The organism is Syntrophorhabdales bacterium (assembly GCA_035541455.1).
GTDB lineage: Bacteria > Desulfobacterota > Syntrophorhabdia > Syntrophorhabdales > WCHB1-27 > JADGQN01.
Map to the genome: position 1 here is coordinate 73,765 of DATKNH010000138.1, position 14,975 is coordinate 88,739.

14 protein-coding genes are annotated in these 14,975 nt (G+C 54.5%); 11 read left to right on the forward strand and 3 right to left on the reverse strand.

Features of this window, described 5'->3' with window-relative positions; genetic code table 11:
* Nucleotides 1–90 precede the first annotated feature (90 nt).
* The 7 genes from VMT71_15300 (at nt 91) to hemW (ending at nt 9,188) form a co-directional block, all read left to right on the forward strand.
* Nucleotides 91–1,032 (forward strand): ABC transporter permease, encoded by a 942-nt coding sequence (locus tag VMT71_15300; protein ID HVN25338.1) that lies wholly within the window; start codon nt 91–93, stop codon nt 1,030–1,032.
* 16 nt (nt 1,033–1,048) lie between these two features.
* A complete protein-coding gene (locus VMT71_15305; protein ID HVN25339.1) occupies nt 1,049–1,879 on the forward strand; it encodes an ABC transporter permease in 831 nt (276 codons plus the stop codon).
* Nucleotides 1,880–1,931: 52 nt separating this feature from the next.
* Nucleotides 1,932–2,927, forward strand: a complete 996-nt coding sequence (locus VMT71_15310; protein HVN25340.1) for an ABC transporter ATP-binding protein — start codon at nt 1,932–1,934, stop codon at nt 2,925–2,927.
* Complete coding sequence (locus VMT71_15315; protein HVN25341.1) at nt 2,924–3,922, forward strand: oligopeptide/dipeptide ABC transporter ATP-binding protein; 999 nt, start codon at nt 2,924–2,926, stop codon at nt 3,920–3,922. The genes VMT71_15310 and VMT71_15315 overlap by 4 nt, the downstream gene beginning before the upstream one ends.
* Before the next feature lie 180 nt (nt 3,923–4,102).
* Complete coding sequence (locus VMT71_15320; protein ID HVN25342.1) at nt 4,103–5,686, forward strand: DEAD/DEAH box helicase; 1,584 nt, start codon at nt 4,103–4,105, stop codon at nt 5,684–5,686.
* Nucleotides 5,687–6,109: 423 nt separating this feature from the next.
* Nucleotides 6,110–7,906 carry a translation elongation factor 4 gene (gene lepA, locus VMT71_15325; GenBank protein ID HVN25343.1) on the forward strand — a complete coding sequence of 599 codons (1,797 nt, stop codon included), beginning with the start codon at nt 6,110–6,112 and terminating at the stop codon, nt 7,904–7,906.
* 160 nt (nt 7,907–8,066) lie between these two features.
* Nucleotides 8,067–9,188 carry a radical SAM family heme chaperone HemW gene (gene hemW, locus VMT71_15330; GenBank protein ID HVN25344.1) on the forward strand — a complete coding sequence of 374 codons (1,122 nt, stop codon included), beginning with the start codon at nt 8,067–8,069 and terminating at the stop codon, nt 9,186–9,188.
* Here the strand turns inward: hemW and VMT71_15335 are convergent.
* Nucleotides 9,185–9,778 carry a retropepsin-like aspartic protease gene (locus VMT71_15335; GenBank protein HVN25345.1) on the reverse strand — a complete coding sequence of 198 codons (594 nt, stop codon included), beginning with the start codon at nt 9,776–9,778 and terminating at the stop codon, nt 9,185–9,187. The two genes, hemW and VMT71_15335, sit on opposite strands and share 4 nt — an antisense overlap.
* Before the next feature lie 192 nt (nt 9,779–9,970).
* On the opposite strand from VMT71_15335, the gene VMT71_15340 reads away from it, so the two are divergent.
* Nucleotides 9,971–10,576: a hypothetical protein gene (locus VMT71_15340; GenBank protein ID HVN25346.1), complete on the forward strand. Its 606-nt coding sequence runs from the start codon at nt 9,971–9,973 to the stop codon at nt 10,574–10,576.
* Between the two features lie 21 nt (nt 10,577–10,597).
* Here VMT71_15340 and VMT71_15345 read toward each other — a convergent pair whose 3' ends face one another.
* Nucleotides 10,598–10,975 (reverse strand): VOC family protein, encoded by a 378-nt coding sequence (locus tag VMT71_15345; protein HVN25347.1) that lies wholly within the window; start codon nt 10,973–10,975, stop codon nt 10,598–10,600.
* 195 nt (nt 10,976–11,170) lie between these two features.
* Between VMT71_15345 and VMT71_15350 the strand changes: the two genes are divergently transcribed.
* The 3 genes from VMT71_15350 to VMT71_15360 all read left to right on the forward strand — a co-directional run bounded on the left by VMT71_15350 (nt 11,171) and on the right by VMT71_15360 (nt 13,372).
* On the forward strand, nt 11,171–12,220 hold the full coding sequence (locus tag VMT71_15350; protein HVN25348.1) for a cytochrome c peroxidase: 1,050 nt from the start codon (nt 11,171–11,173) through the stop codon (nt 12,218–12,220).
* 77 nt (nt 12,221–12,297) lie between these two features.
* Nucleotides 12,298–12,924: an NnrU family protein gene (locus VMT71_15355; protein HVN25349.1), complete on the forward strand. Its 627-nt coding sequence runs from the start codon at nt 12,298–12,300 to the stop codon at nt 12,922–12,924.
* 25 nt (nt 12,925–12,949) lie between these two features.
* Nucleotides 12,950–13,372: a DUF4019 domain-containing protein gene (locus VMT71_15360; GenBank protein HVN25350.1), complete on the forward strand. Its 423-nt coding sequence runs from the start codon at nt 12,950–12,952 to the stop codon at nt 13,370–13,372.
* Between the two features lie 53 nt (nt 13,373–13,425).
* Here the strand turns inward: VMT71_15360 and VMT71_15365 are convergent, their stop codons facing one another.
* Nucleotides 13,426–14,637, reverse strand: a complete 1,212-nt coding sequence (locus VMT71_15365) for an endonuclease Q family protein (GenBank protein HVN25351.1) — start codon at nt 14,635–14,637, stop codon at nt 13,426–13,428.
* Nucleotides 14,638–14,975: the final 338 nt, after the last annotated feature.

Sequence of the window (14,975 nt, forward strand, 5' to 3'; positions counted from 1 at the left end):
CGCGTCCGAGCGAAGCGGTCTTCCTAGTCCGCCATGGCGGACGATCGTCCTAGTCGCACGCGTGCGACGGTCGTCAGTCTCAGGTGGAAAATGACTAGATATATCCTCGGTCGAGTCATCCAGATGATTCCGGTGCTGTTCGGGGTGCTTCTCCTCGTCTTCAGCATCACCAACATCATCCCGGGCGATCCGGTGCTGCTCATGCTCGACGTAAAATACACTGAAAAAGAATACAAAGAGATGCAGGAGTACCTCGGTCTCGATAAGCCGCTCTACGTTCAATTCTACAATCACGTCAAAGGGGTGCTGCAGGGCAATCTCGGAAAATCGATTCGCACGCGCGAACCGGTCACAAAGAAGATACTGGAGAGGTTTCCGGCAACTTTTGTCCTTGCCGTGGCCGCCATGGTGATCGTTGCGGTCGTCTCTATCCCCATCGGGGTAATAGCAGCGCTCAAGCAGAACAGTAAGATCGATTATCTCTGCATGGTGGGCGCGGAGATAGGGATCTCAATGCCCATTTTCTGGCTGGGAATCATGGTCATCCTTCTATTCAGCCTCTATCTGGGCTGGCTGCCGGCAGGGGGACGCGGAGAGCCGCCCGACCTCATCCACCTCATCATGCCGGCATTCTGCCTGGCGACACCCTACATGGCGATGACCGCAAGGCTGACACGTTCCTGCATGCTGGAGGTGCTGCGGGAGAATTACATAGTGGCGGCCCGCTCGCGCGGCTTCCCGGAATGGCAGATTGTTCTGCGCCACGCGCTCAGGAATGCGATGATCCCGGTGGTCACCAACCTCGGGCTTCAGCTTTCCAGGCTTCTGGGTGGTGCATTGGTGATTGAGGTGGTCTTCCGCTGGCCCGGCATGGGGGCGCTCGCCTACGATGCCATTATGGAGCGGGACTATCCCGTGGTCATGGGTGTGGTGCTGATCGTCGCAGTTATCTTCATCATAGTCAATCTGCTCGTGGACCTCTCGTATACGTTCTTTGATCCACGCATACGGTACGACACAAGAAAAGGGTGAGCGCGGGAAGAACCGAATGATTGAACTCTATAGACGGTTCAGAAAACATCGGATGGCCCTGGTGGGGGTGATCGTGTTGGCCGTCCTGGTATTTGTGGGGATCTTCGCGCCCTTCCTTGCTCCGAAAGATCCTTACCAGATGGAATTTGGAAGCTCTCTGGCCCCGCTCTCCCTTGCCCATCCCATGGGCACCGACCACCTGGGGCGCGATCTTTTCAGCAGGGTAATCTACGGAACGCGTGTCTCCCTTCTTGTGGGGCTGGGCTCCGTGCTTATTGCCGCGCTCGTGGGAGGCCTGGCCGGTCTTTTTGCCGGATATTTCGGGCGTTTCGTGGACATTATCATCATGCGTATTCTTGACGTGGTCTGGGCCTTTCCTCCCGCGCTTCTGGCTCTGGCCCTGGTCGCGGTGTGGGGCCCCAGCCTCACCACGGTGATTTTCTCCATAGGGGTCGTGTCGGTACCACAATATGCGAGGATCGTGAGGGCATCCGTTCTTTCGGTGAAGGAGAAGGAGTACATCCTGGCAGCAAAGGCATCGGGTATCGGTCCCACGAGCATTATCTTTACGCACGTGCTGCCCAACGTCCTGGCGCCGTTGATCGTCGTTGCAACTCTCGGCATTGCCACGTCGATAATGATTGAGGCGATCCTGAGCTTCCTGGGATTAGGGATGCAGCCTCCTGCTTCATCGTGGGGATTGATGATCAGCGAAGGGCAGAAGTACCTGCGCACGTATCCCTACTACTCTCTGTTCCCCGGCCTCATGATCATGATTACGGTCTTTGCATTTAATGCATTTGGTGACGGCCTGCGTGACGCGTGGGACCCGAAGCTAAAGACATAGAAGGGCGTTTAAGGTGTAACGTTTAAAGTGTAAAGGAAAGGAAAGCCGCCCGGTGACAAGGAACGAGATCCTCGAGATTATTGATCTGAAGACGTACTTTTTCACCGACCAGGGCGTCGTAAGAGCGGTCGATGGCGTTAACCTGACCATAGGCACGGGCGAGAGCGTCGGGCTTGTGGGCGAATCAGGCTCAGGCAAGAGCATGACCGCCTTCTCCGTCCTGAGACTCGTCCCCGACCCGCCGGGTAAAATAATCTCGGGCCGGATACTGCTCAAGGGCGAAGACCTGCTGCAGCTCACCGAAAAAGAGATGCGCTCAATCCGCGGTAAAAAAATTGCCATGATCTTCCAGGAGCCGTCCACCTCGATGAACCCTTCCTTCACGATCGGCAGCCAGATCGAAGAAGCCATACGATTCCACCAGGGAGGAAAACAGAGCACCGTAAGGGATAAAGCGCTCAATCTTCTTCAGTCTGTCAAGATTCCTGATCCGGCGCGAATACTCACGCAGTACCCGCACGAGCTCTCCGGCGGCATGCTGCAGCGCGTGATGATAGCGATCGGCCTTTCCTGTGAGCCTGATCTTCTCATCTGCGATGAGCCCACCACAGCACTGGACGTTTCCACACAGGCCCAGATTATAACCCTTCTGAACGAGCTGAGAAGCCAGCGGAAGACTTCCTTCCTTTTCATCACGCACGATCTTGGTGTGCTCTCCTGGATTTGCACCTTTGCGGCGGTCATGTATGCCGGCAAGATAGTGGAATACGCGGACATCAGAAGCCTGATCCTGAAACCCCGCCATCCTTATACCCGCGCTCTTATCGGCGCAAGTCCACGTCTCGACTGCGATCGGGAAGCTCTCAATTCTATTCCCGGCGCAGTGCCTGATCTCGTTAACCCGCCGCAGGGCTGCAGGTTTCACCCGAGGTGCAGCAGCGCCACAAGCATCTGCAGCAACGAGATTCCAACATTACAGGAAGAGGAGAGAGGTCATTGGGTCGCCTGTTTCGCACGTAGCAACGGGAAGGAGGCCGAGAACGCATGAATCAGACCTATCCATTGCTTTCCGTGCTCGACCTCAAGAAATATTTCTACATAAAGAAAGGTTTCAGTGAGGTCAAGGTTCTCAAAGCAGTCGATGGTGTCAGTTTCCAGCTGAATCCAGGTGAGGTTCTCGGTTTTGTGGGAGAAAGCGGGTGCGGCAAAACTACGCTGGGAAGAACGGTCCTCAGGCTTTACGAACCCACGTCGGGTATCATCTTTTTCGACGGGAAAGACCTGTGTCATCTTGCCACCTCGCCATTACGCAGGATGCGCGGACGCATGCAGATCATTTTTCAGGACCCCTATTCATCTCTCAACCCCCGGCTCACGATAGGTGCGATGTTGCAGCAAATCCTTCGTTCCCACGGGATACGGGATGCCCGTATGAGGGAAGAGCGCTGTATCGATGCCATGGAAAAAGTCGGCCTGGAGCCCACTTTCCAGAAGCGATTTCCGCACGAGTTCTCGGGCGGGCAGAGACAGCGGATTGCCATAGCGCGGGCACTTATACTTTACCCGAGCCTGATCGTGGCAGACGAGCCTTCCAGCGCCCTGGACATGTCGATCCAGGCACAGATACTCAATCTGATGAAATCGCTCCAGCAGCAAATGAACATTGCCTACCTTTTCATCACACACAATCTCTCGGCCGCGCGCTTCCTCTGTGACCGGATCGCCGTGATGTATCTGGGGACAGTCGTGGAGCTGGCCCATCGGGCGCAACTCTTCGATCACCCCTGTCATCCTTATACCAAAGCTCTTCTTCCTCTCTGCCCTGTACCAGACCCGGACAGTCGTGTTGAACAGGTGCCGCTCAGGGGCGAGGTCCCCTCGCCCGTTGACCCGCCGGAAGGCTGCCGCTTCCATCCCCGCTGCCCTGAAGCGAAAGAGGCCTGCAGCAAACGTCGACCCGAGTTTGTGGAGGTCGAGCCTGGACACCAGGTGGCGTGCCATTTATTTGCGAAGGACGGTTGCGAGTTCCGAGTTAGGGGTTAAGACGCATTACAACGAAACGGGAAGTCAGCCAGAATCTACAGTTTGGTACATTTTGATACTTGGATTCGTTTAGGGTTTAGATGTTCGATATGCGAATTTGAATCAAACGCTCCACCCAGTACAGGTATGTACTTCAAGGCGGATCGGTATTAAGATTTGAACGAAAGGAATATAGCAGCCATGGACACACTGAGATTCCAAGACCTGCCGCTTTCAAAGGAACTGCAGAAAGCTATCGACCATATGGAGTTTGAAGAGGCCACACCGATCCAGGCCCGGGCGATTCCGCCTATCCTCGAAGGCAAGGATATTGTGGGGCAGGCACAAACAGGGACCGGTAAAACCATAGCATTCGGCATTCCCATTATCGAGAGGATCCGCCCGAGAAACAAGCATGTGCAGGCAATAGTCCTCTGCCCGACAAGAGAACTCGCAGTGCAGGTTTCCGAAGAATTGAAGCGGATCTCCCGATACAAAAGAGATATACAGATACTCCCGGTGTACGGAGGCCAGCCCATAGAGCGGCAGATACGCGCGCTGAAGGGAGGTGTCCACGTCGTCATCGGCACGCCGGGCCGCACCATCGACCACATCAACCGCGGCACGCTGAAGCTCGACAACGTCGCGATCCTTGTGCTGGACGAGGCCGACGAGATGCTCAACATGGGATTCATAGAAGATGTTGAAACAATTCTCGAGACTATTCCCTCTGAACGACAGACCCTCCTCTTTTCTGCCACCATGCCCAAACCGATCCTCGATCTCACGAACAGGTACATGAGAAGACCGCAGCTCATCAAGGTTGTGCACAAGGAACTGACCGTTCCAGCCGTGCAGCAGTTTTATTTCGACCTGAGGGAAGGCATGAAACCGGACGTGCTGAGCCGTCTCATCGATATGTACAATCTCAAGCTCTCCCTTGTCTTCTGTAACACCAAGAAAAAGGTGGACGATGTTGTTATGGAACTGCAGGCCCGCGGCTACCAGACCGAAGGTTTGCACGGCGACATGACACAGTCTCAGCGCGATCGCGTCATGGAAAAATTCAGGAGAGCGCGGATTGAGATTCTTGTAGCGACAGATGTGGCAGCGCGGGGTATCGACGTTGAAGGAATCGAGGCCGTCTTCAACTACGATCTGCCCAGGGACGAAGAATACTACGTTCACAGAATCGGCCGCACCGCCCGCGCGGGCAGAGCAGGCTACGCCTTCACCTTCGTGGTAGGGAGAGAGGTCCACGGACTGCGGGAGATACAGCGGTTTGCCAACGTGAAGATTGCCCGTCACCCCATCCCGACGCTCGCCGAAGTCGAGGAAACAAGGGCGGTCACGCTCCTTGAGAGCATAAAAGAGCGTATCGAGGAAGGAGAGCTGGAAAGATACTCCAGCCTCATCGAGAGACTGATAACAGAAGATTACTCTGCCCTGGACATAGCTGCGGCGCTGCTCAAGATGCTGTTGGTCACAGAAGGGAAGGAACAGTCGGGCGCGTACGGGGAAATTGCTGAACCCCAATCTTCAGGCGGCACGCTAAGGCTGCATCTTAACGTGGGCCGCCATCACAAGGTCGCCCCGAAAGATATTGTCGGTGCAATCAGCGGCGAGACAGGCCTGCCCGGCAAGTTAATAGGCAAGATCGATATACATGAGCGCCATACTTTTGTGGAGGTGCCGAAGGAGTACGCGCATGAAGTGCTTTCGATGATGAAGAATCGCTACATCAAAGGCAACAAGATTACCATAGAACAGGCAGACAGGAAGTAAACCGAGAGACGTCCGCTGCGCTCGGACGACCGTTACGTAGAACGTGACTTGGACGACCGCTACGCCAGAAAGATGAGCGCTTGCCTGCGCGGCTTTACCGGCTCAGTAAAATACGCTATACTAGTCTGCTCTTCAAGACATCGCTTGAAACTCAACTGACAAGAAAAGGGGCCATGGTTAGCGTGTACCGATTTGCATTTAAGATGAAGACCGAGGAAACAGAAAAGAGAAATGCTAAATCCTAATTTCCAAATTCTAAACAATCTCGAATGACCAAAATTCAAAATGAGCCTGGCATCAATTATCCCCCACTGTTTTGAACATTTGGGATTAGAGTGTTTAGGATTTAGATATTAAATATTCGGATTTGAAGCTCAGGTCGAACGGCAACGAAGGTATACGCTTAAAGGTAAATCGGTATAGATGAAGCAGATAAGAAACTTCAGCATCATAGCCCACATTGACCACGGCAAGTCCACGCTTGCCGACCGTCTCATCCAGTACGCGCACCTGGTGGATGACCGTCAGTTCCGCGATCAGATACTGGACAACATGGATATCGAGCGCGAACGCGGCATTACCATAAAGAGTCAAACCGTGGCCCTGCCCTATACAGGTAAGAATGGCGAAGAATACGAACTGAACCTTATAGACACACCGGGCCATGTCGACTTCTCTTACGAAGTCTCCCGCGCTCTCGCCTCATGCGAGGGTGTGCTGCTCCTCGTGGATGCGTCCCAGGGAGTGGAGGCGCAGACGCTCGCCAACCTGTACGCAGCAATGGAGCACGACCTCGTGGTGATTCCGGTCATCAACAAGATCGATCTTCCCTCCGCCGACATCGAAGGGGTCAAAAACGAAATAGACCGTGAACTGGGCCTCGATGCGGAGCTCTCTATTCTCGCTTCGGCAAAAGAAGGAGTAGGCATCGAGGAGATCCTCCAGGCAATCGTGGAGCGCATACCTCCTCCCAGAGGGGATTCGGAGAAACCGCTCTCCGCCCTCATTTTCGACGCGCAGTACGATCAGTTTCGGGGCACGATCGTGAGCTGCAGGATCTTCGACGGATCAGTGCGGCCGGGGGACGTGATCAAGCTCATGTCCACGGGCGGCACGTACAAAGTAGAGGAGGTCGGGTTCTTCCGTCTCTCACGTGAGCCGCGCGAGGCACTCACCGCTGGCATGGTCGGCTACATCATCGCCGGCATAAAGACAGTGACCGACACGCGCATCGGCGACACGATAACATTGGACCGCGACCCCGTAGCGCAGCCTCTGCCCGGATTCAAAGACGTAAAGCCGGTCGTCTTCTCATCAATCTACCCGATCGCCGCAGACGACTACCAGTCACTCGCCGAGGCGCTGGAAAAATACAAACTGAATGATGCGGCATTGGTCTACACCAAAGATTCTTCCGCAGCGTTAGGGCAGGGATTTCGATGCGGCTTTCTCGGCCTGCTCCATCTTGAGATCGTGCAGGAGCGCCTTGAACGGGAGTTCGATCAGTCGATCATCCTGACGGCTCCCAGCGTACAGTACCGCTTTACCCTCAGGGAGGGCGAAGTAGTGATGGTCGACAACCCGCAGTACTATCCTGACCCGATCGATATCCAGAAATCGGAGGAACCCTACATCCGCGCGTCTATTTTTATTCCCGAGCGTTACGTGGGGGCCGTCATGAAACTCTGCATGGACCGGCGCGGCGTCAATTCACGCATGAGCTACCCGGCGCCGGGGCGCGTCGAGATTAACTTTGATATGCCCCTCGCCGAGGTTGTCTTCGATTTTTACGATCGCCTCAAGAGCGTCACCCAGGGATATGGCTCCTTCGATTACGAGATCATAGATTACCGGGAGGCTGATCTGGTCAAGCTCGACATTCTGGTGAACGGCGAGCGCGTAGATGCGCTTTCGATCATGGTACACCGCGACCGCGCCAGAGAGCGCGCGGTGAGAGTGTGCGACCGTTTGGAGAACGAGATACCACGGCAGCAGTTCAAGATCGCCATCCAGGGCGCGATCGGGGGCAAGATCATTGCCCGATCTACCATTTCAGCTTACAGAAAAGATGTAACCGCCAAATGCTACGGCGGAGACATCACCCGCAAACGCAAACTGCTGGAGAAGCAGAAGAAAGGCAAGAAGCGCATGAGGCTTGTCGGCGCTGTAGAGATACCGCAAAGCGCCTTCATGGCCGCGCTGAAAGTAGATGACGAATGAAGCAAATTCTAATATCTAAATTCCAATATCTAAACAATATCAAATCACCAAATTTCCAAATTAGGAAGACTACGATCGCCGTGTCTCATTTTCCATATTCAATATTGGAATATTGTTTAGAATTTAGATATTAAGATTTGAGATTTTCCCGCGAGGATCAATGAATAATTCAACAGACCTCCCCGGGTTGTACATCCACGTTCCCTTTTGCCGGGCAAAGTGCCCTTACTGCGACTTTTACTCGACCCCTGCCCTCTCCCTCGTCGATTCCTGGCTCGGCAACTTGAAGAAGGAAGCCCTCCTATACCGGGAGCACTTTTCCGTATTCGATTCACTGTACTTCGGAGGGGGAACCCCTACACTTCTCCCTGATGGTACCTTCGGAGAACTCGGCTCATTTCTGCGCGATCATTTCACCTTCGCGAACGATATCGAGATCACGGTCGAAGCCAACCCTGAAGACTTGACCGCTGAGAAGCTCGCAGCGCTCCGGGCGTGCGGCGTGAACAGATTGAGCATCGGCGCCCAGTCATTCAACGATGCCGAACTCAGCACTTTGAAGAGGCGACACTCGGCGTACGATGCTGAAGCGGCCGTGGAGCTTGCGCGCTCCAAAGGCTTTGAGAACATCGGCATAGACCTCATCTGCCTCATCCCCGGCCAGACGGAAGAGAGCTGGATCGAAACGCTGCAGCGCGCGCTTAAGCTCGGTCCGGCTCACCTGTCGTGCTACCAGATGACATTCGAAGAAGGCACGCCTTTTGGCAGGCTGAAACAGAAAGGAAGCGTCATTCCTGCTGACGAAGAGACAGAGAGAAGATTCTTTCTGCTCACGTCCCGTTTGCTGGAAGAGCATGGTTTCATCCATTACGAGATCTCCAACTTCGCACGCGAGAAATCGCGCTCGCGCCACAACAGCAAGTACTGGCGACACGTTCCCTATCTCGGGCTCGGCCCTTCAGCCCACTCCTTTGACGGTAGACGCCGCTGGTGGAATACCCGTTCGGTTAAAGAGTATTGCCGCGCTCTTGAAAAATCAGTGAAGCCTGTCGAAGGATCAGAGGTTCTCACAGAGGAGCAGTTCCATCTTGAAAGAGTCTACCTGGGGATGAGAACGAGGGATGGCCTCCTCCTTGCGGAGACCTGTGATGCCTCACGCCCGGAATCTGCCCTCTCTCCCCTTTTGCAATCCGGTCTGATCAGGCTGGAGAATGGCCGCGTCATGCCAACCCTCGACGGGTTCCTCGTTGCCGACCGGCTGCCTCTGCTCTTCCCCAATTAGTTGTTCGGAGTAAATGTAACCACACGTTCCTTCGGGTCAATGGTCACGTTGAAGTTGATCAGAAAGTCACGACCCAGAAGACCGTCTGCATTCTTAAGCCCCGCATCGTGGGCAATAACCAGAAGAGGTCCTGCCGCTGCCTCGCCCACCTCCAGCGAGGAAACCCAGAAAGCGCTTGCGTATTGAGTCCCGGTCACGCCTTTCAGGACTCCGCGGTACGCCGCCTCGGCAGAAACACCAAGTCGCGCAAGGACTGACGGGGAGATAAGCGTATGATCAGCGCCTGTATCAAGGATCAGGGTGATGGGCCCTGCGCCGTTGATTTTAACGCTCACCAGGACGGGCGAACCCGGCACGAAGGGTATAGTTGTTGAGCCCTTCTTTGCGGGCGGGGCGGGCAAATCCGGCGGCGCGGGAGGAGCCGTTGACAGAGAAAGCAGCTGCGCCATAGGTCGGTAGCGTTCCGGGATGGAGTCGAGGCTTGTGGTGTAATACTGGACCCCCTTCTCGTCAGTCCAGTAGTACACGTCAGCGAAAGCCGTCCCTGTGAGGACAGTAACCACAAGTAACGCTGCCAGCCAAAGTCGCATGTTCAATTCTATATTCTTCAACTGCCGGAATCAAGCAGGGGTCAACCCACCTAGAACTCTTTCTCAGCCTGTTAGTCGTCCGTGCTATTGCTTTTTGCGGCGAGCGTCGATACTCTTTAGGGACGGATGATTGCCTCGGGGAATAGACGCATCAAAGAATCACGAGGCAGGGGAAGTGAGGGAGCAACGACAGTGCGAGCAGCGACCGGGATAGTGTGCTGCCTGGGCCTTTCGTTACTGCTGGCAACGCTTGCCAGGGCCGAATTAGTCTGCTCCCTCGGAGCCGATGTCTATTACGATTCCAAATCGGATGGGAATGCCTCGCCGGATGCACTCCGCATCGCACGTGAAGTCGCTAACGTGATCTGCGGCGGCACCTGCAACATCGCCCTCTTTCGCAACCCCACCGCGGGCAATCTCCTCACGGTCACTGCGCAGGACGGCTCGGCTAAAATCGTGTACAACCCGCAGTTCCTGAAGTCGATCGACAGCAGTATAGGCAATGGCGCCATATTCGGACTTTTTGCGCACGAGGTGGGCCATGTTGTCGACAGGCGGCTGAACGTAACGTGGATGCCCGGTTCGTGGGATCATGAAGTGCGGGCGGATGCCTGGGCCGGCTGTGCTATCGCGCGCGCTGCCCTGCCCGACGACAGGAAGACGGCCGCACTGCGAGCTATGCTGCGCTATCCCCCTATCGGCCATCAGGCGAGGGATCTACGAGTTCCCGCGCTGGAATTGGGCTACCACTCCTGTGGCGGTGCTGGCACGCTGCCCAGCCTGGAAAAAGATCAGTAGAATCCGGGTGGGTCTAAAGCTCTACCACTGGCGTATTTCGATGATGAGACCGTCGGGATCTTTTATCTCGCCGCGCTTCGACGGACCCAAACTCACAGGCGGCATGGAGATCTCCACTCCTTTGCTCTTCAGGTATTCTACCGCCTTGTCCATATCTTCCACTTCGATTGCCATCATACGGTAGCCAACCTGCGGCACTTTTGAGGGCGGTGCAGGATTCTTCACAGCCACCAGCTCCAGGACTGTGCCACCCAATTCCATGAAACAGACTTCCTCAAGGGGCGGACTGTCTACTTTCTTCCGCATCTTCACCGTAAAGCCGAAAATATCTGTATAGAAACGTATGGTCCGCTCCATGTCACTCGGGGTAATTTCAACGTGATCGATCTTCTTGAACATAAACTCCTCCTTTTGGCTCCGAGCCCTTTTATCGGGGCTTTCGTTCGCGCGTAATGCGTCATGCAGTATAACCCCAACGGCACCACCTGTAAAGAAGAAGGAAGAAGCAGCTTGATTCTCTGCCGGTTAGGGGTTATTAGTTACTACAGCACGTGTTTGAGTGCCTGTCAAAACTGGAAACAAAGGAGAAGAGTCATGATGCACGCACTAAAAGCAGGTGCTGCTGCGGCGGTGATCCTGTCGATTATTCTTGCCGCAGCTTTCGTCTCGGCGGCCGGTACCGATGACGCAGGGAGCATACTCGCCCGCGCAAAACAGGTCTTTGGTCCGCTTCCCGAAGTCATCGCATCCCAGGACAACCCGGTCACGCCTGAGAAAGTTGCTCTCGGAAAAATACTTTTTTATGAAACGAGGGTTTCTGTAGACGGTACGGTAAGCTGCGCGCGGTGCCACCCCGTGGGCCTGTATTTAGCCGACGGCCTCAAGAAATCAATTGGCAACAACAGCAAAGTCAACCCGAGGAACGCACCCACTCTTCTCAACACTGCCGGCCAGATATCGGCCCACTGGATCGGCAACAGGAAGAATGTTGAAGATCAGGCCAAGCAAGCGCTCATAGGGCCGCCCTCATTTGGCATGCCATCCTATGAAGCAGCCGAAAAGAAGCTCAAAGAGATCGTGGCATATACTGTCTTATTCCAACAAGCATTTCCAGGCGAAAAAGAGTCGGTGACCGCGGATAACTTCGCGAGAGCTATCGGTGCCTATGAAAGAACGCTCGTTACACCCTCCCGGTTCGACCTGTTCTTGAAGGGCAACAACGCAAGCCTGACCGGGCCGGAACAAAAAGGTCTTCAAACCTTCATCCAGGTGGGATGTGGCGATTGCCACTCAAGCCCTTATGTCGGCGGACAGATGTACCAGAAGTTCGGCGTCGTCGAACCCTACTGGAAGTATACGAAAAGCACGGATATCGATGAAGGACGATATACCGTGACAAAGAAAGAGGAGGACAAGTACGTCTTCAAGGTTCCTCTTCTGCGCAACGTTGAAAAAACCGCGCCCTATTTCCACGACGGGTCGGTCGATCACCTGCGCGATGCCGTCTGGATTATGGGCAGGATTCAGCTTGCGCAGGACCTTGCTAAGACACAGGTCGAGGAGATACTGACATTCCTCAAGACTCTCACCGGAACTATTCCTGCAAACGCCCTTCAGATCCCGATCCTGCCTGCGTCTGAGTAGTGGGCGCTTCAGGACTGTGATAAGATCGCCTTCAGGCAAGGGCACTCTTTTTTAACGCTTCTAAAAAGGTTGCAAGCATGAAGTACCTCCTCCTGATTCTCTTGTGGGTTTTCTGGTGCGCACTCCACAGCGGGATGATAGCTGCTCCTGTCACGGAATACGTGAAGAAACGGTTGGGCAACCGCTACCGATTTTACCGGCTCTTCTATAACAGCCTCGCCCTGGTAACTCTGCTCCCCCCGGTCTACTATTCCATTCTCCTTGAGGGAACACCGGTCTTTCGCTGGCACGGAGCGTTGGTGCTACTGCAATGCTTCCTGCTTATAGCCGGCCTCGTTCTCTTCATCGCGGGTGCGAAACATTACAACATATCGCAGTTCCTTGGCATACGGCAGGTGAGGACCGGCGAGATAAACCCTACCCTCTCCGAAGATGATGCCTTCGACATGACAGGGATCCTGTGCGCGATCCGCCATCCATGGTATGCCGCAGGCATAATGGTCGTATGGGCGAGAGATCTGAGTCTCTCTACAGTGCTGACCAACCTCGTGATCACGGCCTATTTCATTGTTGGCTCGATTCTGGAAGAGCGAAAGCTTGTCCGTGAGTTCGGCAGCACGTACATCGAATACCAGCAGCATGTATCAATGTTCTTCCCTTATATGTGGCTGAAGGCTAAGATTGCGCAACGCTTCGACCGATAACAGATGAAACGAGGAGGGTAACACTATGATCTGGAGAGTGTTGGCTGTACTGGCTGCGTGCATGATCGTATGGTGCGGGTCCGCTATGGCGGCTTCGCAAGGAGCAGAGTCGGCGGCCGTCAGTGCGACGGACCGCTGGCTGAAGGTCGTCGACAGCGGTAAGTATGCTGAAAGCTGGAATGAGGCTGCAGACTATTTTAAAGCCGCCGTCAGGCAGGAGCAATGGGAACAATCCCTTCAAGCGGTAAGAAAGTCCCTGGGAAACATGGTATCAAGAAAACTCAAGAGCAAAACGTATCAGACTTCGCTTCCAGGAGCGCCTGACGGAGAGTACGTCGTGATTCAATATCAGACATCTTTTGAGAACAAGAAATCAGCAGTCGAAACGGTCACGACTATGAAGGAAAAGGATGGCACGTGGAGGGTTGCAGGCTACTTCATCAAGTGAGGTGCCATACAAAGGCTCGATAGTGAACGTGTCCGCGTGAAGGCGAATCACCATTAAAGCAGTGTACCCTGCCCTTTGATCGTGTTGCGCCTCTTGTCTCCGAGTATCGTGATCGCGCCGTACTCACCGTCATAGCCCGGGTTGATCTGCACCTTGCCGGCACGCATGAGACCTATGGCTTCTGCGATAAGAGGTGACATCACACGCTCGATCTCTCCAAGCGGTGCCTCCATGAGCACGCTAAATTCATTGCCGAGCCTTGCCAGCATATTGTCGTACTCTTCCCTGACAGACCTGCTGTTTGGACCGACGCCACGGGCCTCAGCCAGGACTTCCTGCAGGGGGATGAGCGAATGGTACGGGGGCGCTCCTGGCGGTTTGAATCCGGGCTCTCTGTCCGCCAGGACCTCAACTCTGTGCATCACGCCGACCGTGAGCCGCTTGCCACAGACAGGGCAGCGGTACTCGTTGTTCTTGGTTTCGCGAGGAGAGTAGCGCACGCCGCAGGCTCTGTGACCGTCATAGTGATATTTCCCCTCTTCAGGAAAAAACTCGATGGTGCCGAGAAAACCTCTGCGGGTAGTAATCGATTCTTTGATCGCCCGGTACGTAAGATCCGTATCGAAGATATTGGCCTCCCTGCCCATCTTGGGCGCTGAGTGCGCGTCGGAATTTGAGATGAGCGTGATCTCATCCAGGGCTGAGAGGCGCCAGTTCATAGCCGGGTCTGACGAGAGTCCCGTCTCGATTGCATGGATGTGCGGCGTCAACTCCTCAAAGCATTCGTCGAGGGAATCGAATCCGGATGCAGCGCCGAACACAGAGAAATGAGGCGTCCACGCATGAGCCGGGATGAACATAACCTGATCCGAGGCATCCAGCGCAATCCTTAGAAGTTCCCTGGCATCAAGCCCGAGGATCGGCCTTCCATCCGACGTTATATTGCCGATCCTGGCGAGGGCCAGGTTAAACCTTGCAGCGCTCTGCAAATCAGGCAGAAGGACGAGACAGTGAATTTTGCGCGTCTTGTCGCCTTTCTTATAGATGCAGCTTATTTCAACCGAAAGGAGAAAAAAGACATCAGCTCTGCAGGACTCTGTGATGTTGTCTGACCGGTATTCTCTCTTCAGACTGAAAAGACCGTTCCCCTCGGGCTCAAGCTTCTCACTCAATTCTTTGAACCAGCCGGGATGGGTGAAGTCTCCGGTACCAATAAGAGTGATGCCCTTCAGCTGGGCCCACTTCCAGATGCTCTCAGGCACCATCTCTGCACTGGTGGCTCTGGAGTAGCTTGAATGAATGTGTAAGTCGGCAATAAAGCGCATTTTGGGATATACCGATTAACCTTCAAGCGCCTACCTTTGTTGCCCTTCAGCCTGTTCTTACTCCTGCCACCCGCGAATGGAGAGTTTGGCAGCTCGCGGGTACCCGGCTAGAACTGTTGGTACAAACGCAGCCCAGGCCTCGGCGCGCCTCGGTATGCATCTTGAACGCAAATCGGTATTATACCAGAAAGTTTAACAACGAGATAGACAAACGATCTTCTTTGCGGCTTCAATCTACTCTTGCCGATCCGTACCTCCCGAGTGAGAGCACGTTAAGC